Annotated in this window: 24 protein-coding genes; 13 read left to right on the top strand and 11 right to left on the bottom strand. The window is 70.6% G+C overall.

The window, feature by feature from the left end; genetic code table 11:
- Positions 1-49: 49 nt before the first annotated feature.
- Positions 50-2,470: a Hint domain-containing protein gene (locus PV419_RS39220; RefSeq protein WP_319697220.1), complete on the top strand. Its 2,421-nt coding sequence runs from the start codon at positions 50-52 to the stop codon at positions 2,468-2,470.
- On the top strand, positions 2,470-2,829 hold the full coding sequence (locus PV419_RS39225; RefSeq protein ID WP_319697221.1) for a hypothetical protein: 360 nt from the start codon (positions 2,470-2,472) through the stop codon (positions 2,827-2,829). The genes PV419_RS39220 and PV419_RS39225 overlap by 1 nt, the downstream gene beginning before the upstream one ends.
- 63 nt (positions 2,830-2,892) lie before the next feature.
- On the opposite strand, the gene PV419_RS39230 is transcribed toward PV419_RS39225, so the two are convergent.
- Positions 2,893-4,392 (bottom strand): SMI1/KNR4 family protein, encoded by a 1,500-nt coding sequence (locus PV419_RS39230; protein ID WP_319697222.1) that lies wholly within the window; start codon positions 4,390-4,392, stop codon positions 2,893-2,895.
- 90 nt (positions 4,393-4,482) lie between these two features.
- On the opposite strand from PV419_RS39230, the gene PV419_RS39235 reads away from it, so the two are divergent.
- The gene (locus tag PV419_RS39235) at positions 4,483-6,813 is read left to right on the top strand and encodes a hypothetical protein (protein ID WP_319697225.1); all 2,331 of its coding nucleotides are present in this window, start codon (positions 4,483-4,485) and stop codon (positions 6,811-6,813) included.
- A 189-nt stretch (positions 6,814-7,002) separates the two neighbouring features.
- Positions 7,003-8,220: a cellulose-binding protein gene (locus PV419_RS39240; protein WP_319697226.1), complete on the top strand. Its 1,218-nt coding sequence runs from the start codon at positions 7,003-7,005 to the stop codon at positions 8,218-8,220.
- 51 nt (positions 8,221-8,271) lie between these two features.
- On the opposite strand, the gene PV419_RS39245 is transcribed toward PV419_RS39240, so the two are convergent.
- The gene (locus PV419_RS39245) at positions 8,272-9,036 is read right to left on the bottom strand and encodes a hypothetical protein (RefSeq protein WP_319697227.1); all 765 of its coding nucleotides are present in this window, start codon (positions 9,034-9,036) and stop codon (positions 8,272-8,274) included.
- Between the two features lie 40 nt (positions 9,037-9,076).
- Positions 9,077-10,366 (bottom strand): MFS transporter, encoded by a 1,290-nt coding sequence (locus PV419_RS39250; RefSeq protein WP_319697228.1) that lies wholly within the window; start codon positions 10,364-10,366, stop codon positions 9,077-9,079.
- A gap of 82 nt (positions 10,367-10,448) precedes the next feature.
- Between PV419_RS39250 and PV419_RS39255 the strand changes: the two genes are divergently transcribed.
- Together PV419_RS39255 and PV419_RS39260 are read left to right on the top strand one after the other, a co-directional pair.
- A complete protein-coding gene (locus PV419_RS39255; RefSeq protein WP_319697229.1) occupies positions 10,449-11,048 on the top strand; it encodes a CGNR zinc finger domain-containing protein in 600 nt (199 codons plus the stop codon).
- 5 nt (positions 11,049-11,053) lie between these two features.
- Entirely contained in the window at positions 11,054-11,629 is a 576-nt protein-coding gene (locus PV419_RS39260) for a hypothetical protein (RefSeq protein WP_319697230.1), read from the top strand.
- A 9-nt stretch (positions 11,630-11,638) separates the two neighbouring features.
- Here PV419_RS39260 and PV419_RS39265 read toward each other — a convergent pair whose 3' ends face one another.
- Positions 11,639-11,887: a hypothetical protein gene (locus tag PV419_RS39265; protein ID WP_319697231.1), complete on the bottom strand. Its 249-nt coding sequence runs from the start codon at positions 11,885-11,887 to the stop codon at positions 11,639-11,641.
- A gap of 174 nt (positions 11,888-12,061) precedes the next feature.
- On the opposite strand from PV419_RS39265, the gene PV419_RS39270 reads away from it, so the two are divergent.
- The 4 genes from PV419_RS39270 to tgmB all read left to right on the top strand — a co-directional run bounded on the left by PV419_RS39270 (position 12,062) and on the right by tgmB (position 14,640).
- A complete protein-coding gene (locus PV419_RS39270) occupies positions 12,062-12,910 on the top strand; it encodes a helix-turn-helix transcriptional regulator (protein WP_319697233.1) in 849 nt (282 codons plus the stop codon).
- Positions 12,889-13,116, top strand: a complete 228-nt coding sequence (locus tag PV419_RS39275; protein WP_319697235.1) for a DUF397 domain-containing protein — start codon at positions 12,889-12,891, stop codon at positions 13,114-13,116. The genes PV419_RS39270 and PV419_RS39275 overlap by 22 nt, the downstream gene beginning before the upstream one ends.
- 253 nt (positions 13,117-13,369) lie before the next feature.
- Positions 13,370-13,621 carry a putative ATP-grasp-modified RiPP gene (tgmA, locus tag PV419_RS39280; RefSeq protein ID WP_319697236.1) on the top strand — a complete coding sequence of 84 codons (252 nt, stop codon included), beginning with the start codon at positions 13,370-13,372 and terminating at the stop codon, positions 13,619-13,621.
- On the top strand, positions 13,621-14,640 hold the full coding sequence (gene tgmB, locus PV419_RS39285; protein WP_319697238.1) for an ATP-grasp ribosomal peptide maturase: 1,020 nt from the start codon (positions 13,621-13,623) through the stop codon (positions 14,638-14,640). The genes tgmA and tgmB overlap by 1 nt, the downstream gene beginning before the upstream one ends.
- Here the strand turns inward: tgmB and PV419_RS39290 are convergent.
- The 3 genes from PV419_RS39290 to PV419_RS39300 form a co-directional block, all read right to left on the bottom strand.
- Positions 14,619-15,230: a hypothetical protein gene (locus PV419_RS39290; RefSeq protein WP_319697239.1), complete on the bottom strand. Its 612-nt coding sequence runs from the start codon at positions 15,228-15,230 to the stop codon at positions 14,619-14,621. The two genes, tgmB and PV419_RS39290, sit on opposite strands and share 22 nt — an antisense overlap.
- A 78-nt stretch (positions 15,231-15,308) precedes the next feature.
- Complete coding sequence (locus tag PV419_RS39295) at positions 15,309-15,659, bottom strand: hypothetical protein (protein ID WP_319697241.1); 351 nt, start codon at positions 15,657-15,659, stop codon at positions 15,309-15,311.
- 106 nt (positions 15,660-15,765) lie between these two features.
- The gene (locus tag PV419_RS39300) at positions 15,766-17,214 is read right to left on the bottom strand and encodes a PLP-dependent aminotransferase family protein (RefSeq protein ID WP_319697242.1); all 1,449 of its coding nucleotides are present in this window, start codon (positions 17,212-17,214) and stop codon (positions 15,766-15,768) included.
- 109 nt (positions 17,215-17,323) lie between these two features.
- Between PV419_RS39300 and PV419_RS39305 the strand changes: the two genes are divergently transcribed.
- From PV419_RS39305 to PV419_RS39315, 3 genes are all read left to right on the top strand, one after another.
- Positions 17,324-17,677, top strand: a complete 354-nt coding sequence (locus tag PV419_RS39305) for a cupin domain-containing protein (protein ID WP_319697244.1) — start codon at positions 17,324-17,326, stop codon at positions 17,675-17,677.
- Between the two features lie 119 nt (positions 17,678-17,796).
- Positions 17,797-18,837, top strand: coding sequence for a hypothetical protein (locus PV419_RS39310; RefSeq protein WP_319697246.1), 1,041 nt, complete (start codon positions 17,797-17,799; stop codon positions 18,835-18,837).
- A gap of 52 nt (positions 18,838-18,889) precedes the next feature.
- A complete protein-coding gene (locus tag PV419_RS39315; RefSeq protein WP_319697248.1) occupies positions 18,890-19,660 on the top strand; it encodes a glycosyltransferase family 2 protein in 771 nt (256 codons plus the stop codon).
- Between the two features lie 9 nt (positions 19,661-19,669).
- Here PV419_RS39315 and PV419_RS39320 read toward each other — a convergent pair whose 3' ends face one another.
- The 4 genes from PV419_RS39320 to PV419_RS39335 are packed head-to-tail and all read right to left on the bottom strand — an operon-like array spanning position 19,670 to position 26,088.
- On the bottom strand, positions 19,670-20,884 hold the full coding sequence (locus tag PV419_RS39320) for a type III PLP-dependent enzyme (protein ID WP_319697249.1): 1,215 nt from the start codon (positions 20,882-20,884) through the stop codon (positions 19,670-19,672).
- Positions 20,881-22,623 (bottom strand): IucA/IucC family protein, encoded by a 1,743-nt coding sequence (locus PV419_RS39325; protein ID WP_319697251.1) that lies wholly within the window; start codon positions 22,621-22,623, stop codon positions 20,881-20,883. Before PV419_RS39325 ends, PV419_RS39320 begins: the two co-directional genes overlap by 4 nt.
- 37 nt (positions 22,624-22,660) lie before the next feature.
- Entirely contained in the window at positions 22,661-24,811 is a 2,151-nt protein-coding gene (locus tag PV419_RS39330) for an IucA/IucC family protein (RefSeq protein WP_319697253.1), read from the bottom strand.
- Positions 24,808-26,088: an ATP-grasp domain-containing protein gene (locus PV419_RS39335; protein WP_319697358.1), complete on the bottom strand. Its 1,281-nt coding sequence runs from the start codon at positions 26,086-26,088 to the stop codon at positions 24,808-24,810. Before PV419_RS39335 ends, PV419_RS39330 begins: the two co-directional genes overlap by 4 nt.
- Positions 26,089-26,098: the final 10 nt, after the last annotated feature.

Raw genomic sequence — 26,098 nt, forward strand, 5'->3', positions numbered from 1 at the left:
CACCGGCCGACAATCTCTCCTGACGTATCGACAACTCACGGGGGGATTCATGACGGAGCCATCACGCCCGGACGGCCAGTGGCCACCGGATGACCAGCCGTCCCAGGGCGGCCCGTACGGCCCACCACAGAACCCTCCATACGGGCCGCCGCCGGGTTCCCCGTACGGCCCGCCGCAGAACTCCCCCTACGGGCCGCCGCCGGGTTCCCCATACGGGCCGCCGCCGGCCTCCCCGTACGGGCCCCCACCGCAGAACTTCTCGTACGGGCCACCGCCCGGCTCCCCATACGGGCCGCCGCCACCGCTGCCGCCGCATCCGCCGGCCCCGAGGTCTCGCCGGTGGCGACTGCTGCCGTCGGGCCGACGCGGGCGCTTCCTCCTTTTCGGCGGGGTCGGTGCACTGGTCCTGGCTCTGGTGGCCGGGCTGCTGGTCTGGGACAACACGGACTCCGGAGCGCAAAAGCCGGAGGCCAAGTGGAATCTGAAGCCGTTCCGGCAGGCCCTGGCCGAGCTGGCCCTGGCCCCCGGCCTGCGGTACCAGGACTCCTCGACCGCCGGTGCCACGAAGCGGGACGTCACCGTCACAGCCTCCGGCAGCCGCTTCGGCACCACGGGCTCTGGCACCAAGACGCTCGACCGTGACGTCCTCCAGGTGGGTGGCAAGACCTTCACCCGCTGGAAGGTGGACCCCGCCCCCGGCCAGGACGCCAAGCCCGGCACGGAGACGCCCGGCAAGTGGTCCGCCGGGTACGAGGGCTCGTCCGGCTCGGCGAAGGAGGTGGTCGAGCAGCGTCCGACCCCACCCGAGCTGGCGACTCAGCTGTCCAAGGCGCTGGACGCGCTGGAGAGCACACCGGCTCCGCGCGAGTCGTCGCAGCGGCAGCCCCGCACCGTGAAGGGGGCACCCGCCCTGGGAGTGGACACCTCGGCGGGCCGTCTGCTCATCACGCGGAAGAAGCCGTACCGGGTGCTGCGCCTGGAGCCCTACCGCCCGTCGCGGTCGGGGGCGCCCTCCCCGGGCGCCGGCACCGTGAGACAGGCCGCGGCCCAGGATTCCCCCGACGACGATCCGGCCGAAGCCCCCGAGGTCACGGACGGACCCCTCGAGGGCAGTGACTCCCAGGGCATGGATCTGGCCCCGGTCACCGGGGACGCCGTCGACCCGATGTACGACACCCTGGAGAAGCAGACCAAGGAGCTCGGCAAGGCCACCGACAGCGGCATCTCCCTCACGCTCAGCGGCTCGGGGTCGGTGAAGTGCGGCTCCGGAGGCTGCACCACCAGCCACAGCTTCTCCGGCCAGATCACCACCAGCGCGAAGAGCCGCCTGGTGGACGGCAAGGTCACCGCCGTCATGAGCGCCACCTTCACCATCGACGGAAAGTCCGCCGGCGGCTGCACGAGCAACCAGGGCACCTTCGCCGTCACCGGCACCAGCGTCTCAGGCAGCCTGTCCTGCTCCAACCCCGGCGCCGGCCCGACCTTCGCCTCGATCGAGGCGCAGAAGAAGGCGGAGGCCCGGGCCCGCTCCCGGGCCAACGGCGGCCGGCCCGTCCAGTACCGGATCCCGTACACCTCCAACGCCCTGATCACCGCCCGCGCGCTGGCGACGGTCGAGGTGAAGAAGCTCGTCGAGCGGGTGAAGCAGGAACGGAACAACAAGGACTGCGGCCGGTCCCACAGCTTCCCGTCCGGTACCAAGGTCCTCCTTGCCGACGGAACCCACCGGGCCATCGAGGACATCCGCCTCGGGGACCGGGTGGCGGCCGGCGCCCCCGGGCTCCGGCGCACCGAGGCGCGGCCGGTGACCCAGGTCTTCGCCACCGAGGGCGACAAGGACTTCACCCGGATCACCGTCAGCACCGATCGTGGGCCCGCCACCCTCATGGCGACCGACAACCACCCGTTCTGGCTGGCGGACGCCAAGCGGTGGAAGAACGCGGGCGACCTCCGGCCCGGCGACAGGCTCCGCAGCGCCGCGGGCTCGCCGCTCCCGGTGACCGCGGTCCTGGACCAGCAGGTCAGTCAGCCCACGCACGACCTCTCGGTCGCCGGTCCCCGCACGTACTATGTGCTGGCGGGCGAGACGCCGGTCCTCGTCCACAACAACGGCGGCATACCGCAGGTCGACAACGCGCGACTGCAGAACATCGTCGATGCGCTGTATCACGGCCTCGGCAGTCCGAACCCGATCGGTGACGGTTCCGCGATGGCCGCGGCCAACGAAGAGGCCCAAGGCGGCGCCAAGGTCGAGGGGAAGGATCACCTGAAGAGCACGACCCAGCTGCGGGCGTCGCTCAACAACTTCCTCACCAAGGACGAGTACAAGCCGAAGGGCGGGAAGAAGGAGACCGTGGTCAGGTCGGCGCGGGACATCCGGGTGGCGAAAAGCCTGATCCAGGCCATCGACGACGCGCACAAGGGCAAGTACAAGGGTGCCGCCGGTTACGAAGGGCTTCAGGGCTGCTGATGGACAGCGGTGAGCAGTTGGTACTCGATCTCGTGGGCCACGTCCCGGAGCTCGAGGACCTTTACGAATCACACGTGTTCAACGAGAACGGTGAAGTCCTGCCGCACGTGTTCTTCTGGGACGTCACGCAAGAGGTGATGGACTCATTTCTCGCCCCACAGGGCGGGACGTTGGACTGGCGGAAGGTCCTTGACTTCCTGGAGGACAGGATGAAAAGGGGAGTTCCCGAAGTCGACGAGATCATCGTGACCTCGTTCCTGAACTACCTTCCGTACCCGGGCAGCCCGGGGCATGAGATCACGAAGTCTCTCGGCCCGGTCATGTCGCAGCGCTTCACCAGGATCCGCCCGGCGGGATAGCCGGTCTCCGGTGTGCCCGCCGGCCTCCCCGCGAGCGGGCACACCGGATCCCTGGGTCAGGTCCTACGTGTGGTCCGGCAGCCGGCCGGTGTAGTAGCGGATGTCGTCGCGATCGCCGCCAAGGCCGACCGCCCACTCGGCCAGCGTCTCGGGCGAGGAGGCGTCGGCCAGCACGGCGGCGGCCAGGGCGGGCGGCGGCCCGGCACGCTCGATGAGGTCCCGCCACTGCTCCGGGCGCATCGCCAGGTACCGCAGGCCCGGTATCAGGGCGGCCACCTCGAGGTCCCGCACAGCCGCCCGGGACAGGTCCAACCCGTACAGCCGGGGGCAGTCCCGCAGCGGGGCCAGCGACACGGGCTCGGCCGACCGCACCGTCACGGCTGCCAGCGTGGGGTCTCCTGCCAGCGGCGACAGCTCCGCGTCGCAGGTCACGTCCGCGTGGTGCACGGGGGGCTCCGCCGCCGCGCCCGAGCCTTCCGTTCCGCCGTCCGCGTCTTCAGCGGTGTCGCCGGGCAGCTCCCGCAGCCCGGCGTCGATCCACAGCTGCTCGGACGCGGCGTCGCACCTGTAGTCGCCGCGTTCCAGTGCCGCCAGCTCCAGCCGCAGCAGCTCGGTCACCGAATCGGCGACGTACACGGGGCCGTCGTCGTGGTGCAGACCCACCCGGATCACCTGGCCCGGGCGGCCGCCTTCGGCCGGATCCATGTCCACGGCCAGGAAGTCACCGCCGGTGCTGTCCGCGAAAACGATCCAGCCGGGGCGGTCGGCCGAGGACCGCACCGTGGCGCGCGGCAGACCATCGGAGCGCACCGAACCGAGCCTGTGGTACTGCCAGGTGTCGCCCGCCGCCCACCAGTGGTCCGCGTGGCGGAAGGAGACCAGTTGGTCGAGGTCGAGCCAGATATGACGGTCGAAGAGCCGGGAGCCGTCGTCCCCGCCGTCGCCGTCGGCCACGGCGTACAGCGCGCGCAGGTCGTCCGGGAGCGGCACGCCCAGCTTCCGCTCGTAGTCTTCGATCTCCTCAGCGTTCCAGGGGCCGGGCAGCACGTCCTCGAAGCGTTCGAGGCGGCCCGGCTCCCAGCCGAAGATCTCCGTCCGCTTGCGCAGATACGCCCACAGCAGCCGCACCGCCTCCTGCGGATCTCCGGCCTGTGTCGGGTCCACGGGCCCGGACTGCAGATCGCCGGGGTCGGGTGGCCGGACATCGGGCCGCAGGACGTAGACATGGCCCGGCCCTTGGGGCTGCAGAGCGATCGCCCGGCTGGTCAGCGCTTCGAACCGGCCGTCGGCAAACACCATCAGCTCGATGGCCAGTGCGTCGGCTCCGGTGTCGTCCAGTTCGAAAACCCGCTTCAGCTGCTTGGGTGTCCGCATGGATCCGGGGCGTGTTCTGCCGTTCGCGAGAACATTGACCACTCCGTGGCAGCCGATGGCGTGCCGGTCGGCACGAGCGCTGATCGATGCCCGCTGCCACCCTGGGGGCGCCCCTTTGGCCATGCTGTGCGCCACTTGCTGCAGCAGCGCGGTGATCTGCGGGTTTTGTGGGTTCTGCGGACTGGTCATGGGTCCCATTCCAGCAGCAGTGACCGACAACTGAGCCCCGCTCAGCCGGGATAGGCTCGGTGGCCGGCCTCGGAAAGGAGACACTGACACATGGTGGCCGGCTTCCACAGCTTCCACTGGGAAGGCTGCGAACTGCCCAGCGCCGAGCTGGAACAGGCGCATGACGAGCTGATGGCTCCGACCGAGGCGCAGGCGTACCTCCGCGCCTTCCGCACCCTGCTCCACAGCGGACACACCGTCGCCGCGGGCATCGCGCTCGACCACTTCCAGTACTCCGGGGCGCTGACCCGGTTCGGTGGCGAAAGCGCGGTCGAGCAGTTCGGGCCCGACGTACTCGCCGTGGCCCGCGAACTGCTCCGCCGGCCGCCGACCCCAGGGGACGAGGACACCCTCGCGGGCGCCAACCACGCGAGCGCGCTGAACGCGATGATGAACCTCGCCGAACCCGCCGACATCGACCTCATCGCCGACGCCCTGGCCCTCGCCACCAACGAGGATGTGCGCTCCGCCGCCTGTTCGGCCGCCGCCACCGCGCTGGCCGAGGCCGAGACGCCGAGCCCGCGGCTGGTCGCCGCGCTCGGCGCCGTGGCGTTCGACGAAAGCCCCGATATCGACATGAGGGAGCGCACACAGGCCCTGCACGCGCTGTTCGAGGCGGACGACCCCGAGGCGACGGCCCTCCTGATCCGCGCCACCGAGTCGAGCGAGCTCCAGTTGCAGGTCCAGGGCGCCCTCGGCCTCACCACAAACGGCCGGTTCCATGACCACCGGGAACGTGTCGAGCGGCTGGCAGCCACCTGGCCGCAGGACGCGCAGTACCCGGCGAGCCTGGTACGGGAGGCGCTGACCGGGTTTCACAGCACCTACTGGCTCGGGGCCCGGCTGGACGGCGATCCGGAGCTCGAACGCGCCCACGCGGAGCTGATGTTCCCCACCGGCAGCGTGGACGCCTACCACCGCGCCTTCCGCACCCTGCTCCACAGCGAAAACCCGGTGGCCGTGGGCATCGCGCTCGACTACTTCGAGAGCTGGCAGGGGCTGGGCCACCTCCTCCACGAGGACGAGATCGAGGCGTACGCGCCCGAGGTGGTCGCGCGGGCCTGGGAGGTGTTGGGCGATCCGCCGTCGCCGCCCGAGCTGAGTCCGCGCACCGGCGAGGCCGCCAACCACATCAGCGCGTTGAACGCGATCGGTCCCCGCTGGGCGGAGGCATCAGACGCGACGCGGATCGCCGAGGTGCTGGAGCGGACCGCCAACGACGAGGTACGCCACAAGGCGCTCTGGGTCGCGTACGGAGTGCTGGACACGGACGAGGAGCAGGACGGTACGGCCGAGACGCCCGACCGTACGCCCGACCGTACGGCCGAAGCGCCCGATCGGGAACGACTTGTCGGCCTCGTCAGCCGCTTCGTGTTCGACCCGTCCCTGTCCGGCCACCACAAGACCGCACTCCGCGTGCTGGGCGAGGCGCTGGGACCGGAGTCCAACCCGCTGCTGGTGCGCGCCCTGTCCAGCGGCGACTGGGACATCCACGTCCAGGCGGCCTGGCGGCTGTCCCGCCCGGAGCGCATCGACGAGCATCGTGAACTGCTCGAAGCGGCGGTGGAGGGCTGGCCGGTTGAGGTCATGTCATCGGCGCACGACGCCGACCTGGTCCGCCGCGCGGTGTTCGGAGGCATGCACAGCGTCCATTGGGAAGCCCACCGGCTCGCAGACCCCGACCTCTACCGCGCACACCGCGAACTGCGGGCGCCCAGCGGCGAGGAGACGTACCACCGCGCGCTCCGCACCCTGCTCGACAGCGGTCACGAGGTGGCCGTGGGCATCGCGCTGGACCACTGGTACGACGAGAAGGGCCTCGAGCGCCACTTCGGCGAACAGGCACGCGCCATCGACACCCCCCAGGTGCTGGCCCGCGCCCGCGAGGCGCTGCGCCGGCCCCCGTCACCGGCCGGTGCCAGCCACCTGAGCGCGTTGCACGCGCTGCGCGAGGCGCGCTCGTGGGAGCCCGAGGACGCGGCGCTGCTCGCCGGCGTGCTGCGGCGGGCCGCCGACCGCGAGGTGCGCGGCTGCGCCCTGTACACGGTCAGTGAGTTCCTTTACGCGACGGAGTCGGCGGACCCGGAGTTGATCAGCACCCTCGGAGCCCTCGCCCGCGACGACAGCCTTCCCGTGCTGAACCGCACCGGCGCGCTGGGAGCGCTGAGCGATGCCAGGGGCGACGCGGCGACCGAGGAACTGGTACGCGCCACCGGATGCGACGTGTTGGAGGTGCAGGCCGAGGCCGCCTTGGCCCTCACGGATGAGTCCCGGCTGGAGGACCACCGGGCCCTGCTCACGGAGCTCGCCGCGTCGTGGCCGACGGAGGGAACGCCCTGGGCCGTCGATCGCGTACGCGACAGCCTGGAGAGGCGGGACTGAACCGCGGCTCGGCCGAACCAGGGCCCGGGCCCGGCCGATGAAGACCGGGCCCGGTTACGGGTGTTGCTACGCACCCGGCCGGCCCCTAAATTGGGAGCGCTCCCACAGCCGATTGCGCGCCTTCTCAGGGAGGTCCCCCACATGCGCTTCCAGCGATTACGGCCACGGGTGTGGGCACCCGCGGTCCTCATGGCCATCGCGAGCCTGACGGTCACCACCCTCACCACCCAGGCAGGCGCCGTCGGCGCTCCCGGGGCGCCCGCGCGCCTCGCCGCCGGCGTCGAAGACGACGGTGCCGACTGCGCCGTGCAACTCCCGGGCTCCTTGACCGCCAACTCCAAGCTCCCCGACCCCTTCACCAAGCTGAACGGGACGCGCATCTCCACCAAGTCCGACTGGCGGTGCAGACGAGCGGAGATCAAGAAGCTGGCGGAGAAATACGTCTACGGCGAGAAACACACCAAGCCCGCCAGTGTCACGGGGACCGTCTCGAACACCAACATCACGGTGAACGTGACGGACCAGGGCAAAAGCTCCAGCTTCTCGGCGAAGGTCGAACTGCCCAGTGGCTCCGGCCCCTTCCCGGCCGTCGTGGTCGTGGGGGGATTCGGAGCGGACACCGCCACCATCAAAGCCTCCGGCGCCGCCGTCATCAGCTACGACCCCCTCGCGGTCGGCAGAGAGGGCACACCACGGAACAACAAACAAGGCGCGTACTACAGCGTCTACGGCTCATCGAGCAGCACCGGGGTCCTCATGGCCTGGGCCTGGGGTGTGAGCCGGATCATCGACGTCATCGAGCAGTCGGGCGGCAACATCCTCAAGGCTGACGCGATGGGCGTCACGGGATGCTCGCGGTACGGAAAGGGCGCCTTCGCCATCGGCGCCTTCGACCAGCGGATCGCCCTGACCATGCCGATCGAGTCGGGCACCGCCGGCGCTCCCATCTTCCGCGGGATTCCCGGAGAAAGCGGCTCGCAGCCTCTGAGCAGCGCCTACTCGGAGCAGCCGTGGCTGGGCGACGCGTTCGGCTCCTTCACGGGCAACCCGGCCACGCTGCCGCTGGACACGCACGAAATCGTGTCCATGGTGGCGCCGCGCGGCCTCTTCATCATGGAGAATCCGCATATCGACTGGCTCGGCGCCAAATCGGGGAGCGTGGCGGCCCTGGGCGGAGCGGAGGTCTACAAGGCGCTCGGCGCGGGGACCAACATCACCTACTGGTCCGACATCCAGGACGGCAACCACTGCGCCGTCAGGTCCGAGTGGAAGGCTCCTCTGCAGCAGAACATCCAGAAGTTCCTGCTGAAGACGGGCAACGCTCCCGGCCTGATCAGGATCTCGGGCAAGAAGCCGGGCAACCTGTCCGAATGGCGCACTTGGACGACTCCAACCCTCACTGATTAGCCCAGAGGCGCCGGAGCGCCCCGGCTCCGTCGGGGCGCTCCCGCCGCAACGCTACTCGGCTGTGCACGAGAAGCCGTAGTACAGCCCGTGACCTGGGACGGGCAGCCCCACGGGCAGGCGGGGGCCGGTCAGCTCTGGCACGGCAACGACGTCCCACGGCACGGTCGCGTCGACGAGGTGCCGACCGAGGTCGATCGAGCTCACCTCGGCGCCATCCACGTACGTGGTGAGAGTGGGGGCGCTGCTGAGCCCGCTCTCCAGCGCGAGCCACTCATCGCATGCCCAGCGGATCTCGTCGGCGTCGGACGCGACGATGGTCGCGCCGTAGCGCACGCTTCCACTCCATGACTCGTCCTCCACCACATAAAAGCTGTACGTGGCCTCCGCGGCCGGTTTGCCGCTCACACCGAGCAGTACAGCCAACTCGTCCAGTCCGGCCTCGACGTGGCCGAGGGGACTGGCCGCGCGGATCCGGGCGTAAAGCTCCTCCGCCTCGCTCTGCCGCCGTCTGACGGTGTCCTCGCCCTCCCCGTACTCCTCCATGACATCGGGGTTCATGTCCAAGACGGCCTCCCAGTAGGCGATCTGCTGGGCCAGACGCCCGGTCAGCAGCGTCAGGGCCTCGATGTCATCGGGCCGTGCCTCCACCGCGGCGCGCAGCCAGCGCTCCTCGGGCCAGGTCTGGTCACCGTCGCCGGAGGCACCCGGTTCCGACGCCGTCAGGCACAACAGCCGCCCCAACTCCAGCGCGGCGTGGGCATCGCCCGCCATCGCGGTGGTCCGCAGCCGTGTGAGCGTTTCCGCAGTGATCGCCATGGGCCGACGCTACAGGGCCGTACGGACGCCGGCCGCGGCGTCAACGGACGGCGGGGCCGCTGTCGAGCACGTCGGCCCGGGAGTTGCCGCCCGGCTCCCGCCCGGCGGCGGTGGGCGTCAGATGGCGTGGGGCACGACGTCGCAGCAGGTGTCGTGCGAGGGCGAGCGCGGCCGTGGTCGCGACCAGGGCGGACACCCCGCTCCAGCCGAAGTGATCATAAGTCCGCACACCGAGCCAGGACCCGATGCTGCCGCCGAGGAAAGCGCACGTCATGTAAGCGGTGTTCAGGCGGCTGCGGGCCTCGGGGCGCAAGGCGAAGATCCGTGCCTGGTTGGCCACCTGCCCCGACTGCATCGCGACATCGAGCAGCAGCATGCCCACCAGCAGCGCGGTCAGCCCTACCGCGCCGCCGAGCGCGCCGGGTGCGATGACCGCCGCCGCCGCGACGGCACCGATCATGCACACGAGGTTCACCGGGTCGGGGCCTCTGCGGTCGACCGCGCGGCCCGCCACCGGGGTGGCGAACATACTGCCCGCGCCGACCAGGGCGATCAGACCGATCGTCTGGGCGCCCAGGTGGTATGCCTGGCCGGTGACGAGCAGGGCGATGCTGGTCCAGGCGGCGCTGAAGCCGGCGAAGACCGCCGCCTGGTAGAAGCAGGAGCGCCGCAGTTCGGGTTCGGCACACAAAAGGCGCACCGGCTCGGCGATCAGCGAGCCGTAGCGCTGCCGCGACGACGGTGTCGTCGTCGGCACCACGCGGCCCAGGACCATCGCCAGTACCAGCACCAGTGCGGCAGCCACCAGGTAGGGAGCGCGCCAGCCGAGCCATTGGCCGAGGGCACCGCTGAAGGTACGGGCCAGCAGGATGCCGCCGATCAGTCCGCTCAAGAGCGTGCCCGTCACGGCCCCGCGCCGCTCGGCGGGCACCAGCCCCGCGGCCATCGGGATGATGATCTGCGGCACCACCGTCGTGGCCCCCGTCGCCACGCTGGCGGCGATGAGCACGGGCAGCCCGGAGGCAGTCGCCGCGGTGAGCAGGCCCAGGCCGGTGAGGCCGAGCAGGGTGAGGAGCAGGCGGCGGTGCGGCAGTCGGTCGCCGAGAGGGACCAACAGAAAGATCCCGACTGCGTAACCGAGTTGGGCGGCCGTCACCACCAAGGCGGCCGAGTCACCCGACACATGCAGGTCGGAGGCGATCAGCGGACTGATCGCCTGCGGGAAGTAGACGTTGGCCACGCCAACGCCGCAGGCGAGAGCCAGGCCGAGGGTCACCCAGCAGTTGAGACCTGCGGGGGGCGGCACTGTCTGATCGCTGGACAGGGGCATGAAGGGACACCTCACCACGGGAACCGGTTTAACTGGTTCAGCGAAGGTACCAGTTAAACCGGTTCCGAGATAGGCTGATCACATGGCCTCATCCATCGAACCGGCCCGCTTCCGACAGGGGGCCGGCCGACCGTGCCTCGACTTCATCCGCACACTGCGCCATCGAGGGACGCCCCAGGCCGCGGAGGAGCTCGCGTCGCCGGTCGACCTGGCCGCATGGATACGGCAGTGCGGCCCCGGCGAGATCACCTCCGCCACCAGGCAACCCGATGCCCCACAGCTTCAGCAGGCACGCGCACTGCGCGAGGCGATCCATGAACTGATCCAGACGGCACGCGCCCGAGGCGGCACGACGGCATCGCGCCCCGCCGTCCGGAACCACGTCAACGATGCCGCCGCGCACCCCGTTCCGGCCCCCAGCCTCCAAGCATCGGGCGGCATCGAATGGCACGCGGACGACCCCGTCACGGCGACCCTCGCGCTCATCGCCCGTGACGCACTCGACCTCGTCACCTCCCCGGCCATCGCCCGCGTCCGCGACTGCGCCGGCCCGCGGTGCGGCGCCCTCTTCCTCGACACCTCCCGCCCGGGCACCCGACGTTGGTGCTCCATGGCCACCTGCGGAAACCGGGCGAAGAAAGACGCACTCCGCACCAGGGGAACCGCTTCCGAGGCAGGATGAAGGCCATGGCGAAATCTCAACCGATCAACTACATACGGGTTGCTGAAGTCCTCACCGAGCTCGGCATGATCACTCAGGAGACAGCTCAAAGCGTCATAGCCGACTTCGGTGACCTCGCGCACAGCGAAATGAAACCAGGCCATGAGATAGCCAGCTCGCTCGAAGACTTCGGCGTGGCCGTATCCATCCACGCCGATGACGTCGACTTCGCCGACCAGCACTACGAATGGCTCCTCGGAGAAGCGGCAGCCCTCACCGGAGGAAAGGTCACCGTCGACAACTACCGCTTCCACAAAGAAGACCCGGACGACGAGGACGCCGGCCGCGGGACGCTGTACTTCGAGTGCAACGGCAAGGAGCTCTCCTTCCTCATCGAGCAGGAGTCGAACGACTACCTCGACATGACCGCGGCCCAGGCCGCCATCGAAGCGCTCAGCCCCGACGACGACCCCCGCTCCTTCCGCTGCGCCGACTGCGGCCCCGACACCCTCGGGCACGACGACGTCATGGTCTGGGCCACAGCCGAGCAGCGCGAAGGGCTCTTCCAGCACCTCGGCATCACGTTCAAGGAACCGTGGTGAGACAACGGTTCAACGGAACCAGGGAGCCGGGCGGTCGCGGTGCAGCGGGCACTCGCAGGGCGGGTACTGGCTGGACTGGAGGGGCGCGAGCTTGTCCTTGATCATGACGATCACCTTGCCCAACTCCTCCGTGACCGCACCGGTCTCCGAGGACACGCGGTACACGCGCATGGTCATCCGAGGGCCGTCGGGCTCGGCCTGCGTACGGCGGGAAATCCCCTTGCCCCTGGCGGTGACGCGCTCGATAGGTTGATCCATGTCGACCTGCTTCCATCTTCAGGTTGGCCCGCCCCGGGACCGCGCGCACGGTCGCCGGGGCTTACTTCCTCCAGGGCCAATTACGGACTGTGCGCCCATCGTTGCGCTCCGGTGCGTATGCTCGAAAGGCGCCAGTGGTCCCGGTGAGATCAACGGGACATGGAGGGATAACCGATGCCTTTTCAGCCACGCGAACTCTTCCCCGACCGCTCCGCCCGCGACCTGTTCGGCGCGGAGATCCGCCGCCACCGCGAGAAGGCGGACATGTCCCTGCGGCGGCTGGCGGAGGTGCTGAACTACAGCAAGTCGCACCTCGCGCGGATCGAGGCGGCGGAGTGCCTTCCGTACGACGACCTTCCGGCGAAGCTGGACGCGTGCTTCGGCACGGACGGGATGTTCGCGAGGCTGCACGCGCTCGCGAAGAACGAGCCCTTCCCGGGCAAGTACCGCTGGATGATGGACATCGAGAGGCGCGCGGCGGTCATCGAGGAGTACTCGTGCGCCACCATCCCCGGCCTGCTCCAGACCGCTGAGCTGGCGAGGGAGTCGCTACGCATCGGCAACCGCCACGCTCCGGACGCGGAAATCGAGGCCATGGTGAAGGCCCGCCTCGACCGGCAAGCACGGCTGGACCACCCTCAACCGCGGGAACGCTGGTTCATCGTGGACGAAGCGGCGTTGCGCCGCCCGGCGGGTGGGCCCGAGGTGATGTGCCGCCAGATGGCGTCCCTGGTAGAGCGCGGGACACATCCCTACGTAACCATTCAGGTCCTGCCGTTCAGTGCAGGCCAGCATGCCGAGGCGGGCAACTCCCTGATGCTCTTCACGCTGCCGGATGAGCCAATGTTCGCCTACAAAGAGGACAGCCGCTTCGGAACGATCATCGAGGACCAGGGCGTAGTTGCGAAGCTCCGGAAGAACTACGATCTGTTGCGGGCCATGGCCCTCTCGCCCCGTGACTCCGAGGCGATGATCCGAGCCGTGATGAAGGAGTGGACCTCATGCGGATCACCCCGGACCTGAGCGCTGCCTCCTGGCGCAAGAGCAGCTACAGCAACAACGACGGAGGGGCATGCGTCGAGGTCGCCGGCAACCTCCCCGACCTCGTCCCCGTCCGCGACTCCAAGAACCCCGACGGCCCCGCCCTCGTATTCCCCTCCCGTTCCTGGGTCGCGTTCATAGCCACCCTCAAGGCGCCGACTGCTCAGTACTCCGGCTGTAGACCGTGATCTTGCTGGTCGGGGTCGGTCCGGGAACGCATCGAACGGTCAAGACCTTGGCATTCGTCACCCCCCAGGACCGCCGCCCGGCAATGCAACCGACAGGCGGTCTTGAGACCTGACAACCCGCTCGCAGACTTCCACGAACGCCTTTATTGGACAGAGTAGTTGCAGACGGCAAGCCAGCCTGAGGCGGACTTGAAACCCTCCCAACAGGGGAAGGATCTTCCGAACGAACAGTCGGAAGCAAGGGAGTCGAACGATGGAAACGCGAGACCCCGGCGCACCCTGGGGCACCACCCGCATGGCGCCGTATGCCGAGACCGGCACCGTTCCCCTGCGCACCCCGGTGATCGACCCCGAAACCCAGATCGCCGTCGTCATCGACGAACACGGCCGCACGGTCGAACTCCACAATCACCAAACCAGCAGCAGCACCTCGAACTCCACGAGTACCAGCAGCGCCGACAGCTACGACTCCGACAGCTCCTCGGACTCCGACACCGACCACTGATGGCGACAGGCCGGAGCGGGTCGGTGCTGGTACTGACCAACCCTCACGACGTGACGACCGACGTGGTACTGCGAATCCTTGCGGAACGCCAGGTCCCGGTGGTCCGTCTCGACCCCGGCACAGACTTGCATACAGGTGCCGCGCTCACCGCCACGTACCGCACGGGCGATCAGCGCGGCACCTTGCGCACGCCGAGCCGCGAGCTCGACCTCACCGAAGTGCGCTCCGTCTGGACGCGTCGCCCCTCACCCTTCGATGGGCCGCCCGAACTGGACGGACAGGAACGCCGGTTCGCGGCCTCGCAATCCCTGTGGGGCGTCGGCGGCATCCTGGCGTCGCTCTCCGGAGCCCATTACGTCAACCACCCGTGGAACAACCGGGCGGCGGAGTACAAACCGGCCCAGCTCGCCACCGCACAGCGTAGCGGCCTCTCGGTCCCCAGCACGCTGATCACCAACGATCCCGATGAGGCACGGGAGTTCGCTACTCATCAGACCGGCGGAGTGGTCTACAAGCCGTTGTGGAACACCCCCTACACGGTTGACGGCCAAGCACAACAGGTGTGGGTGCGGGAGGTACGCCCGCACGAGATCACCGCCGCCGTGGCCAGCTGCCCGCACCTGTTCCAAGCCAAGGTGGAGAAGGCGTTCGACGTACGTCTCACGGCTGTTGGCAACCGGCTGTTCGCGGTCCGGATCGACAGTCCCGATCTCGACTGGCGGCAGCGGCAATCCTTGATGGAGTGCACGCCGATCGCCGTCCCCGACCGAGTCGCGCGCTCGGTGTCCGCCTACCTCACCACCTCCCGACTCGCCTTCGGCGCGTTCGACTTCGCCGTCACGCCTGCCGGCGACTGGTACTTCCTCGAGTGCAACCCCAACGGACAGTGGGCATGGCAACCCGACTCGATCACCGACTCGATCGCCCATGCCATCGCTGACCAACTCCAGAACGGCCCCGAAGCGGTGGATGGGGATCCCGGCAGGCTCGGACCTGATTACAGGAAGAGGGAGTTGTAGCCGCAGGTGAGGTGACGGCCGTACCCGAACTGTTCCTCAAGGTCGTCATCCGGGTCGATATCGCCATCGACCGCGAGGGCCTCTCCCCATGCCCTTTCGTTTCCCTCGACCTGCCGGACAAAGACGACTTTCTCGTCAGGAAGTAGCGGCTGGCTCAGCTCGGGGAGCGCAAGGCGTGCCCAGTCGATCGTCACCTCGATCTCGTCAGCCTCCTCCTCAGCGACCGACTGGAAGACGTTCGTGAGAAAAAACTCAATCCACTCGTCGGCCTCGTAATCGCTTCTTTCCTCCTCGTACTCGCTTCCGGGCTCGGGCTCTCCTCCCTGAGGCTTCCCGTCATTCCGGAAGCTGATCGTGGTGAGTCCGGGGACCTTGACCTGGAGGAATGGGTAGAGATCCTTCTCCACCGCCAACTGCCCGGCCTGGTAAGCCCTGACGAGAAAGTCGTCGGTCGCCCCGGCCCAGTTGCCGAGCCGAATGTAGTCCACCGCAGCCTCCTGGATCGCGGGAAGGCTGTGACTGACCTCAATGTCCTCCCATCCGCCGCCGCCCTGGTGAAATGAGCCTTCGAACACATAGAAGCTGTACACGCCGTCTCCGTATCGTTGTAGACAGGGCATCAACAGCGGTGGGCCACTCGATCATGGGGATGATCGGACGGGCACAATTCACAGCCACCGCTGAGCCGCCTCGACGCTGTCCCCGCCACTGGTATTGAACGCGATGGCGGCCTGGGGCGCATGGCGGCGGATCAGGTTCACGACCTGCTCGAAGAGCGGAAGCAACGGCTCGGCCTTGCGGATCCCGCCACCGACGACCACGACATCCCACGGCTGCCTGGTCAGCGACTCGACGAGGGTGGACTCGGCCGATTCGTCGAACACGACCAGCGTCATGGCCGCGTCGATGCCGTGCTCGCCGAACCGGGCCAGCTCCGCATCAAGAGCCGCGCGAAGAGCTTCCCCGTCCACGCCAGGTATTGCTTGCGGGTCGTAACCGACAACAAGTGCAGAGGACATGCAGGCAAACCTACCGGCCCTGCCCGAGTCCTCGCCGACAAGATCGCCACCCTCCGGTCCTCCAGACACGGTGGGCCGGAATGCGGAGACAGGAGGTGTGCCGACGTCACACCGCCATCGATCGGGGTGCCGGGTTGCCTCGGTCGTGGCCGTTGCCGTTGCCGTACGCCTGCCAGGCCGTCGCCAGCCGACGTACTGCCTCGGTCAGGGTGTCGGGGGCGGCGAGGAAGTGGATGCGGACGAACTCGCTGCTGCCCCCGGAGGCATCCAGTCCGCTGCCCGGCAGCACGGCGACGCCGTGGCGGAGGGCCGTCTGTGCGAAGGAGTCGCCGTCGCCGTGAGGGAGGCGTACCCACAGCGTCTGGCCACCGGTGACCGGCGGGGCCTGCCACTGCGGCAGCTGTTGGGCCAGTTCCGCGCGCAGGTGGTCATGGCGGGCCTGGCGGTCTGCCGCCAGGTCCTGGCACAGGGTTTCCAGGCGGGGCAGCAGTTCTGCCGCGGCAAGTTGTGCGGGGAGGTTCCCGCCGAGGTCATGAACCGCCCTCAGCCGGGCGAGGCGGTCGATGACGGGCCTGGTGGCTCGTATCCAGCCGATGCGCAGCCCGCCCCAGACGCTCTTGCTGAGGGAGCCCACCGTGATGACCGTGTCGCTGTACGCGGCGAGCGGAGGGGGTGTCCGCTGCCCGGGGAAGGCCAGGTGGGCGAGGACTTCGTCGTCGATGAGCGGCACACCGGCGGCGGCCGCCGCTACCGCGAGCCTCCGGCGCGCCAGCGGTGGCAGTACGGATCCGGTGGGGTTGTGGTGGGTGGACACGAGGTAGGCGAGCTCCGGGCGGCGGGAGGGTGTACGGACGGCCGCTTCGAAGCCGGCGAGGCCGGTGGGGAGCGTCCGCAGTGCCACGGCCTGTTCGTAGAACGCCTCCAGCGCGCCGGGGTAGGTGGGCGCCTCGACGAGCACCCTGCCGCCCGGCTCGACGAAGGCGCGGGCGAGCAGAGAGAGGGCCTGCTGGCCGCCGTTGGTGACCAGGACCTGCTCGGGGTCGGTCGGTACCCCGCGGCGGGTGTAGTGGTCGGCGACGGCACGACGCAGGTGCCGGTGGCCCGACGGGTGGTACCCGATGTCGCCCGTGACCGCGGCCAGCTGGGACAGGGCCCGCTCGTAGGCCGTCAGCAGGATCGGCGGAGGCTCGGCGGGTGCGGCGCACGCCAGCAGGATCACGTCGTCGGCCTGGGGCTCCAGCAGGTGGAGGAAGACCGGCGCCCCGGTGGTCTCCCGAGGTCCGGGGCGCGAGGGTCCGGCCACGCGGGTGCCGCTCCCTCGGCGCCGGACGATCCGGCCCTCCGTGCGCAGCTGTTCGTACGCGGCGACCACGGTCCCGCGCCCTACCGCGAGCGCGGAGGCGAGGGCCCGGTCGGGTGGCAGCACGGTGCCGGGGCGCAGTTCGCCCTCGTCGACAAGGCGCCTCAGCCGCGCGGCGAGCAGGAGGTACAGCGGTCCGCGGCCGGCCGACCACCGGCCCAGGCGGTCGGCCAGGTCGGCCGGGTTCATGGGCATGGGCGCGTTCTTTCGCTTCAGGAGCGACCGAGGACATTGGCCCTCCGGACGGACCAATTGTGGCGCATTGGCTCTGTGAGCCGGGCATGACGGCGGCGAGGATCGTGGCATGACCACACGACGTGAGAACCTGCGTGATCTTGCCGCGGTATCGGTGCCCGAGGCCATCGCCACGCTCCCTGGGCCCTTCCAGCAGCGCAATCTGGCCATGGTGAACGACACCACCGTCGTCCGCCTGGCTCGGCTGGAAGGCGAGTTCCCCTGGCACCACCACGACGAGGACGAGTTGTTCCTGTGCTGGGACGGCAGTGTGCAGATTCAGCTGGAGGGGCGGGAGCCGGTGGTGTTGCAGGCCGGCGAGCTGTTCGTCGTGCCCAGGGGCGTGCGGCACCGCCCCGTCGCCGAGGAGACCGCCCATATCCTGCTCATCGAGCACCCGGACACCAAGCAGTACGGCAGTTGAAGAAAACACGACAGACTCTTCAGAGCAGCGTTCGGAGCGGCCTCTTGGGTAGAGTCACGGTTCCCCATTGACCAAGAATCCGTGGCGAACACCGCGACGGGTCGTTCATGTGAGGGTTCATGACGAACACGTACTCGCCGATCCCCGAACTGAACCTGCTCGCGGAATTCGAAGGCGGCGTCGACGACTTGTACGCCGCCGGGTTCTCGCTGGACGACACGTTCGGACGTGACAACACGTTCCTGAAGGACCCGGAACTCGAAGACCGCTTGATCCTCTTCGCCGAGGCCAATGCCAGCGGCTCGCTGTACGTCCTGTGGCGCGTCGACGACCGGGCCGACCTGGCCACCCTCCCCGTCGCCCTGCTCGGCGACGAAGGCGGAATCCACCTCGTCGCCCGCAATGTGCGGGAATTCCTCCGATTCCTCGCATCGCTGGAAGAGGAGCCCTGCTGCGACTGGGAGGGTGGTGTCGGCTTCCGCCGCAGCGAGCCGACCCCTTGCCGGGCCGAGTACATCGCCTGGCTGGACCGGCACTTCGGCCTGGCCCCGCTGGACGACGCGTACGACAGCGTCGAGGCGGCCCTCACAGAGCTGGGAAAGGCATTTACGACCTGGATATATCCCCTGATCCCGGAGGCCGTGTACTCACCCTGCCATGAGCTGAATCTCCTGTGGGATTTCGAGGAGAACCTCGACGACGACTACGCGGCCGGCTTCGGGCTGGCGGTGGAATACGGGGAGTACGGGTACGGCGAGGCCCCGGAGAACCCGGAGCTCGCCGACCGTTTGGTTCCCTTCGCGCTGGCGAACAGCAGCGGCTCGCTGTACGCCCTGTGGCGCGTCGACGACCGGACCGACCTGGCCACTCTCCCCGTCGTCGTGCTCGGCGGCGAGGACGGGATCCACCTCATCGCCCGCGATCTGTGCGAATTCCTGCAATTCCTCGCTTCCCTTGAAGGCGAACCGTGGAACGACGGCGGCCGTATCGCCTTCCGCGACGGCGAGGCGAGCCCGGGGCGCGAGGAGTACGTCGCCTGGCTGGACCGGCACTTCGGGCTGGCCCCGGTGGACGACCCGGGCGCCGTCGTCGAAGCGGCCGAGGCGGAGTTGGGGAAACGGTTCGCGACCTGGCTCACTCCGCGAATCGGCCACGCCTAACCTGGGCGTTGCGCCATCAAGGGTGGCGTCAGTGCAGCCTTGAGGAGTACCAGTGAGCCGCCGCCTCGTTTCCCTCGTCACTCCTGTGCACGGCCCCGCCGTGTCCCTTTTGCCGGAAGCATACGCATCGCTCGCTCAGCAAGAGCTTCCCGAGAGTTGGGAGTGGGAGTGGTTGGTACAGGAAGACGGCGAAGGTGTCGACGCCGCCGCACACCTTCCTGGCGACGACCCCAGAATATCCATCGATTTTTCGCGTCGCGGTGGCCCTCAGGTCGCACGCACGATGGCGCTCGCCCGCAGCTGCGTGTCCGGGGAAAGCGAGTTCATCAAGGTTTTCGATGCGGATGACCGCCTTGCGCCAGGCGCGCTCGCCCGGGATATCGACGTCCTGACCCGTTATCCGAGGGTGGGATGGACGACGTCGCGCGCGCTGGACCTCCTCCCGGACGGGTCGACCGTGGGTTTTGTGGGAGATCCTGAGAAGGGCATTCTCCCGGCTGGAAGTGTTTGGCAGTACTGGCAGGTCAACAAGCGGGCCCAGGTCCACCCCGCGACGCTCTGCGTCCGCCGTGATCTCCTACTGGCCCTCGGCGGGTGGATGGCGTTGCCGGCGTCGGGCGACACCGGCCTGCTCCTCGGGCTCGACACCTTGGCCGACGGATGGTTCCACGACGAGGTCGGCCTTCTCTACCGCAAGCACCCCGATCAGATCACGCAACATCCGTTCCACGCTCAAGGATCGGAGTGGGAGGCCCGCATGCGCATCATCGAACAGCACACCCTCGCACTCCGTGCCATGCTGCGCCCGTGGCGAGAGGGCTGAGCGAAGGACTCAGCCCAGGTAGTGGAAGCCGGGCCGCGGGTGCATCAGGAAGTCGTGGTGCGAGATGTTCCACGCGTACGCGCCGGCCATCGCGAACGCCACCCGGTCCGCCACCCTCAGCTCCGTGACCGGCGCCCGCCGCGCCAGGACGTCCTTCGGCGTGCACAGCTGGCCGACCAGGGTCACCGGCTCGTCCCGTACGCCGGGGCGCGGCCACGGGCGGGTCCAAATGTCGGTGGGGAGCACGGTGAAGGGCTGGTCGTGGCCCTTGGCGGCGGGGGTGCGCAGGTGGTGGGTGCCGCCGCGCAGGACGGCGAAGGGTTCGCCGCCGCTGTGCTTGAGGTCCAGGACCTCGGTGACGTACCAGCCGCAGTAGACGGTCAGCGCCCGGCCCGGCTCGATCCGCAGGGTGAGTTCCGGGTTCCGCTCGGCGATGTCGGCCAGCCCCTCGCCGTACGCGGCCCAGTCGAAGCGGTTGTCGGGGCGGGCGTAGTCGACGCCCATGCCACCGCCGACGTTCACCTCGGTGAGCCGCAGGCCGTGGCGGGCGGAGAGGGCGCGGGTCCAGTCGGTGACGCGAGTGGCGACCGCGAGGAGGGCGGGGGCGTCGAGGCCACTGGCGAGGTGGGCGTGGATGCCGCGCAGCCGGAGGGGGCCGCCCGGGGTCAGCAGGGGGAGGCAGCGCTCCGCGACGTGGCCGGGGTCGAGGCCGAAGGGGCTGGGGCGGCCTCCCATGGCGAGGGCGGCGGCGCCCAGGGCGTCGTCGGTGAGGGGGAGGTTGACGCGGAGCAGGATGTCGGCCGTGCGGCCCTCTTCGTGGGCGAGGGCGGCCAGTTGACGCAGCTCGTGCTCGCTCTCGACGTGGAAGCGCTCCACGCCCAGCCGCAGCGCGCGGCGCAGCTCGGCCTCGGTCTTGCCCGGCCCTCCGAAGGCCAGCGGGTGTCCGGGGACGGCCTCGCGGACGTGGGCCGACTCGCCGCCGGAGGAGACCTCGTAGCCGGTGATGTGAGGGGCGAGGGTGCGCAGGATCTCGGGGGCCGGGTTCGCCTTCGCCGCGTAGTACAGCTCGACGGCGGGCGGCAGGGCGGCCCGTACGGCCTGTGCGTGGTCGGCGAGGGCGGTGAGGTCGTAGAGGTACGCGGGGAGGCCGTCGGCGGGCAGGGTGTCGGCGAGGGTGGCCACGCGGGGGGTGAGGGGTGTGGTGGTGGTGTTGGTGGTGGTCATCGGGGGCTCCCCGGGGCTACGACGCAGGCCGCCTCGGACAGCAGGTCCGAGGCGAGCGGGCTGGCGATGCGGACATAACCCGCGTGGCGGTCGGCCTTGCGGGCCCAGCGGGTGAGGAGGTTGGCCTTGGCGGGCAGCGGGACGCCCGCGATCAGGGCGCGGAGGGCGGGCGGGGCGTCGTGTGCCGCGCCGCGCTCGTCCAGGACGCGGCGGACCGCCGACCAGAGTTCGGGCTCCAGGTGGGGGTGGCGGTCGGCGAGGGCGGCCAGCATCTCGGCGAGGTGGTTGACCAGCAGGCAGTACACGACGCGCTCCCAGCCGCGCTCGCGGTCGTACGTCATGGGGCCGGCCAGGGCGGGGGGCAGCGCGGCGAGTGCCGCCGCGTGGTGTTCGGGCAGCAGCTTGGTGCCTTCGAGGTCGCGGAAGAGGACCTGGCGCGGCAGGCCGGAGGGGTCCACGCCGACGACGACGTTCTGCAGATGGGGTTCGAGGACGACGCCGTGGTCGAAGTAGGCGGCCAGGACGGGCGGCACGAGCAGCGCCAGATACGCCTCCCACCAGGCGAGCGCGTGTCCGGGCCCGGTGTCGCCGAGGAGCTGGGCGACCCGCGCCCCGCCGGGGGCCGGGTACTCGTCGGCGACGGCGGCCGCGAGCAGCCCGGTGAGCCCGGGGCGCAGCCGGGCGGCGAGCCCTTCGCGCACGATCACCCCGAAGCCCTCGATCAGCTCCCGCTCGCCACCGAGGTCCAGCGTGCGGTACGCGGGCTCGCGCAGCAGCGCCGCGCCCGGGAAGCGGGCGGTCAGGTCGGCGGCGACCGGCTCCAGCAGCCGGGTCAGGGCGACCGCCCCGGACAGTTCGTACTCGGCGTTCTTGCGCAGGCAGTTGGTGATCCGGACGTTGAGGCTGAATTTCAGGAAGTCCCGTCCGTCGTAGAGCGTGCGGACGGACGCGGTGGGCGCGAAGTCCTGCCCGCCGGGGCCGAGGTCCAGTACGTCGCCGCGCGCGATCGCCGCCCGCAGCGCGGGGTGGTCGCGCAGCATGGCGTACTGCCAGGGGTGCACGGGCAGCAGGCGGTAGCCGTCGGGCACGGGGCGCTGCCGGTCGAGGGGCGCGAGGGCTCCGGCCGACGCCGACTCCTCGCGTACGTGCGCTCGCCGTACGGCGAGGTGGTGGAGGGGGAAGCGGGCGCCGGTCTCGGGGGCGAAGCGGGCCCAGGAGTCGGCGCTGCCGGAGCGCGCCTTGGGGGTGGGGTGGAAGCGGTGGCCGAAGAACAGCGACTGTTCGGAGGCGAGGTAGGTCAGATGCGGGTCGCCGGCGGTGGGGTGCGAGGCCGCCGTACGCCCGCGGCTCTCCAGGCTCTCCAGGGCCACCGTGACGCCCCCGTGGCTGGAGGCCACCTGCTCCAGGAACTCGTCGTTGCGCACACCGGTGCGCAGCCGCAGCTCCCGGTGGATGTACTCGGCGAGCGTGTGCCAGGACATCTCGGCCCACGCGCCGTCCCGCTCCTCGGTGACCGGGCCGGTGAACCGGTGTGCGCCGATGAGGGAGGTGCGGCGCAGCGCGACGCGCAGCAGCACGCCGCAGAGGGGCAGCCGCAGCCGCAGGTGGCCGTCGGCCACGACGGTCTGGTGTTCCGGTCCGGACACCTCGCGGAGCAGGCAGTTGAGGAGGGTGTGGGCGACGACGTCGTCGGCACGGACGGCGGCGACAGTGTCGGATGGGGAGACGGAGGTGGTCATGAAGCGACTCCGGCGGGGGTGGAGGAGGGTGCGGCGCTCATCGGCCGTGGGCCGGGAGGAGGTAGTTGGGCCCGGTGACGTAGTGCTTGTTGATGTCGGCGGCGCCGGAGCGCTGCTTGGTGAACAGACTGCCCGCGGTGACCATGGCCTTGACCGGCAGCCGGTCCGCGTCCAGGACGAGGGCGCGCAGCACGGCGCCGGGCGCGCCGGGCCGGTGGTCCCCGAGCCGGTCGATGGCCTCGGCGAGCCGGTCGCGGATCAGCCGCAGCAGCGTGTCCAGCGGGGCCCGGCCGAGCCGGGCGAGCTCGAAGGCGAGGGCGCCGGCGCACAGGTGCACGGTAATGGTGGCGAAGACATCGGCGACCGGGCCGTCGCCGTCGGTCGTGATCCTGCGGTCGTCGAATCCGCCCAGGAGGCGGGCGGCCTCGTCCCCGCCGACGGCGCCGGCCAGCCGGGCGGGGTGGACGCGCGGGCCGTCGTGGTCCTTGAGCAGCAGCCGCAGCCGGGGGCGGCCGTGCTCGGTGTCGAGGACGAGGGAGGTGTTCTGCTGATGGGTCTCCAGCGCGACGCCGTACGCGAAGAGCGTGGTGTGCACGTCGAACAGCAGGGTGAGGTAGGCGTCGAGGAGGGCGAACAGGTCACCGCCGTAGTAGCGGGCGGCGAGGGCGTCGGCGACAAGGGTGCGCGGGTCGCCGGGCGCGGGGCTCAGGAGCGCCGCCAGGGGCACGACCTGGCAGCCGTCGAGGCCGGGCGGGTAGCGCCGTACGAGCGTGGCCAGGAACTCGTGCCCGGCGTGCAGATACGTGCCCTCGTCGGCGAGCAGCACGCCCTCGTCCGGCCGCGGTTCGCGCGCGAGCACCGCCTCCGTGAGCCGCTGCCCCGCGTCGCCGTCGGCGAGCGTTCCGGGCTTGATGGTGCGGCGGTTGCGCGCGCCCAGGGTGGCGGTGGCGAGCGGCAGTTTGAGGTGGGTGAGCGGGTCGTCGGTGACGGCGACGGTCCGCATGGAGAGCGTGGGCCGTACGTCGAGCCACAGGGCGTCGGCGAGGTGGGCCCGGTCCGTGAGCCGGGTGGCGCGCAGGGCCACGGCCAGCGCGCGCGGCGCGCTCAGGGGATGGACCGGGAAGGCCAGGTGGCTGTCGTCCAGGCCGTGGCCGTACGGCAGGCCGAGCGCCCCGGGCGTGGGCCACCAGGCGGGCAGCCGCGCCGGGTCCCCGGCGACCACCTCGCGCGGGAGGGCGACCCAGCGCAGGCGGAAGGAGGGGTGGAACTCGGGTGCGTGAGCGCGCTGTTCGGCGTCGCTCAGGGCGAGACGGGCGCGGCCGGTGGGATAGACCGGGTGGTCGCGGAAGGCGGCCAGCGTGTCGTACGCGAGCGAGCCACGCACCCCCGCCCACTGCTCGGCGGGCTCGCCGCCGTACGCGGCGATGAGCCGCTCCACGACGCGGGGGCGGATGTGGGCGTGCAGCCGCATGGCGTCCAGCGTGCGGCGGCACTCGACGACGAAGGCGTCGTAGAGGCCCCGGTCGTCGGGGTCGGCGGCGTGACGGAGGCGCGCGAGGATCGCCTCGAGGGTGGTGAGGGGGATGAGGGCTGCGCCGCCTGGTGGGGAGTACGACGCGGTCTCGGCCACTCGCGGCGGCGCGAAGGCGGGATGGGTGCCGGGCAAGGCGGCAGGCTCGGTGTCGGGCCCAGCGGCAGGTCCCGAGGCAGGCCCGGCGGCAGGCCCGGCGGCAGGCAGAGTGGCGGGCCGGGGGGCGGGCCAGGCCGGAGGCCCGGCGGCGGCGCGGGGCGCCGCGCCGCCGGGGGCGTCGGCCGACACCGGCCCGCCACCGCGGGGGGCGGGCGCGGCCCCTCCGCGCGGCTCTGCCCACAGCTGCGCCACGGCAGACCCCTCGGCGCGAGCCGTCGCGTTGCCGCCCGGTTCCCCCTCCACCAGCAACCGCGCCGGCCGCCGGACCCGGATCTCGCACTGGAAGCCGTCCGGCTCGACCGGCAGCAGCACTCCCGCGCCGTCCGTGAGGACGACCCGCAGCCACTCGCCGTCCCGGCGCCGTACGGTCCGGGCGCGGCTGCGCAGGCCGTACGCGTCCTCCCTCAGCAGCGCGTCGAGCACGCGCGCCAGCAGCTCCGCCTCGAAGGCGTCCGAGGCGTCTGGGGTGTCCGCCACTTCCTCATCCGCGCGGCTCATGGCGCGATCACCCACTCGTTGGCCGCCAGGAACCCGGCCACCGCCTGGTCGATCCGCCGCTGGTCGGTCCCCGTGGCGCGGAGCACGCCGAGGAAGTCGCGGTTGGTGCCGTAGAGCGGGTGTTCCTCGCCGATTTCGCGCAGCGGGCGGTAGTCGAGCCGTACACCGTCGCGGTCGCCGACACTCGCGGCGGGGGCGTCGGTCAGGCGGCCGGCGCGGTCGGCCATCACGTACTCCATGCGGACCCGGCCGTCGGTACGGGCGCCGAGGTCGGCGGGGAGGGGGGCGCCGAGGTGGGTGCGGAGGATGTGTTCGAAGAGGGGGATGGCGAGGAGTTCGGCGAGTACGAGGTCGCACTGGTCGCCTATGGCGCGGTAGTTGACCTCGATGATGCGGGCGCGGTCGCCCTGGACGACGTACTCGGTGTGGCAGGCGCCGAAGCCCACGCCCAGCGCCCGCAACTGGTCCAGCACCTGGCCGGTGTGCGGCTCGGGCGGGGCGGGAAGCAGCTCGAGGCGCTCCTCGACGAAGTACGGGGGCGGGGAGATGCCGGTGCGGAAGGCGGCGAGGGTGTGCAGCGCACGGCCGTCCCCGATGGTCTCCAGGGTCTGCAGCGGGCCGTCGAGGAACTCCTCGACCACCAGGTACGCCTCGGGCCGCCGGGCGCGTATCTCGCGTACGCGCTCGGCCAGTTCGCGCGCGTCGGCGACGAGCACGACGTCTTCGCTGGCCACGCCCTCGCGCGGCTTGAGGACACACGGGTAGGGCACGCCCGGGCCGGCGAGGCGGGGGTGGTCGGCGGGGTCCTGGCCGGGGGCGAGTTCGGCGCACCAGACGGTGTCGACGCCGGCGGCGGCGAGGCTGCGGCGCAGTTCGGCCTTGTTCTTGGTGCGCAGCGCGGCGCGCCAGTCCTTGCCGGGCAGGCCGAAGTAGTCGGCGGCGAGGGCGGCTTGGACCTGGAGGTGGTCGCTGTTGGTGAAGATCGCGGCGGTGCGGTCCACCCGGGCGCCGGCCTTCGCGGTGTCGGCGGAGATACGGCCGATGACCTCGCGGAAGTCCCGTACGTCGCAGTGCGCGATGTCGAGTTCTGGCAGCGCGCCGCCAGCCGAGGCGTGGCGGTCGTAGCGGTCGTAGGCGCGCCGGTGCGCGTCCGGCTGGTCGGTGAGGAGGGTGACGGCGAGGCCGAGCCGGGCCGCGGCGGGGAGGAAGCCCTCGGTGACGGAGTCGGTGGGGTTGAGGGCGAGGAGATGGAGCCGCGTGGCCGTCCCTGCGGGCAGGCTGGGCAGC

It is taken from the genome of Streptomyces sp. ME19-01-6 (assembly GCF_033793745.1).
GTDB lineage: Bacteria > Actinomycetota > Actinomycetes > Streptomycetales > Streptomycetaceae > Streptomyces.

Excerpts from the sequence above, each read along its gene's own strand:
- PV419_RS39220 (WP_319697220.1), top strand. The coding sequence starts at position 50 with ATGACGGAGCCATCACGCCCGGACGGCCAGTGGCCACCGGATGACCAG.
- PV419_RS39225 (WP_319697221.1), top strand. The coding sequence starts at position 2,470 with ATGGACAGCGGTGAGCAGTTGGTACTCGATCTCGTGGGCCACGTCCCG.
- PV419_RS39230 (WP_319697222.1), bottom strand. The coding sequence starts at position 4,392 with ATGACCAGTCCGCAGAACCCACAAAACCCGCAGATCACCGCGCTGCTG.
- PV419_RS39235 (WP_319697225.1), top strand. The coding sequence starts at position 4,483 with ATGGTGGCCGGCTTCCACAGCTTCCACTGGGAAGGCTGCGAACTGCCC.
- PV419_RS39240 (WP_319697226.1), top strand. The coding sequence starts at position 7,003 with ATGGCCATCGCGAGCCTGACGGTCACCACCCTCACCACCCAGGCAGGC.
- PV419_RS39245 (WP_319697227.1), bottom strand. The coding sequence starts at position 9,036 with ATGGCGATCACTGCGGAAACGCTCACACGGCTGCGGACCACCGCGATG.
- PV419_RS39250 (WP_319697228.1), bottom strand. The coding sequence starts at position 10,366 with ATGCCCCTGTCCAGCGATCAGACAGTGCCGCCCCCCGCAGGTCTCAAC.
- PV419_RS39255 (WP_319697229.1), top strand. The coding sequence starts at position 10,449 with ATGGCCTCATCCATCGAACCGGCCCGCTTCCGACAGGGGGCCGGCCGA.
- PV419_RS39260 (WP_319697230.1), top strand. The coding sequence starts at position 11,054 with ATGGCGAAATCTCAACCGATCAACTACATACGGGTTGCTGAAGTCCTC.
- PV419_RS39265 (WP_319697231.1), bottom strand. The coding sequence starts at position 11,887 with ATGGATCAACCTATCGAGCGCGTCACCGCCAGGGGCAAGGGGATTTCC.
- PV419_RS39270 (WP_319697233.1), top strand. The coding sequence starts at position 12,062 with ATGCCTTTTCAGCCACGCGAACTCTTCCCCGACCGCTCCGCCCGCGAC.
- PV419_RS39275 (WP_319697235.1), top strand. The coding sequence starts at position 12,889 with ATGCGGATCACCCCGGACCTGAGCGCTGCCTCCTGGCGCAAGAGCAGC.
- tgmA (WP_319697236.1), top strand. The coding sequence starts at position 13,370 with ATGGAAACGCGAGACCCCGGCGCACCCTGGGGCACCACCCGCATGGCG.
- tgmB (WP_319697238.1), top strand. The coding sequence starts at position 13,621 with ATGGCGACAGGCCGGAGCGGGTCGGTGCTGGTACTGACCAACCCTCAC.
- PV419_RS39295 (WP_319697241.1), bottom strand. The coding sequence starts at position 15,659 with ATGTCCTCTGCACTTGTTGTCGGTTACGACCCGCAAGCAATACCTGGC.
- PV419_RS39300 (WP_319697242.1), bottom strand. The coding sequence starts at position 17,214 with ATGCCCATGAACCCGGCCGACCTGGCCGACCGCCTGGGCCGGTGGTCG.
- PV419_RS39305 (WP_319697244.1), top strand. The coding sequence starts at position 17,324 with ATGACCACACGACGTGAGAACCTGCGTGATCTTGCCGCGGTATCGGTG.
- PV419_RS39310 (WP_319697246.1), top strand. The coding sequence starts at position 17,797 with ATGACGAACACGTACTCGCCGATCCCCGAACTGAACCTGCTCGCGGAA.
- PV419_RS39320 (WP_319697249.1), bottom strand. The coding sequence starts at position 20,884 with ATGACCACCACCAACACCACCACCACACCCCTCACCCCCCGCGTGGCC.
- PV419_RS39325 (WP_319697251.1), bottom strand. The coding sequence starts at position 22,623 with ATGACCACCTCCGTCTCCCCATCCGACACTGTCGCCGCCGTCCGTGCC.
- PV419_RS39330 (WP_319697253.1), bottom strand. The coding sequence starts at position 24,811 with ATGAGCCGCGCGGATGAGGAAGTGGCGGACACCCCAGACGCCTCGGAC.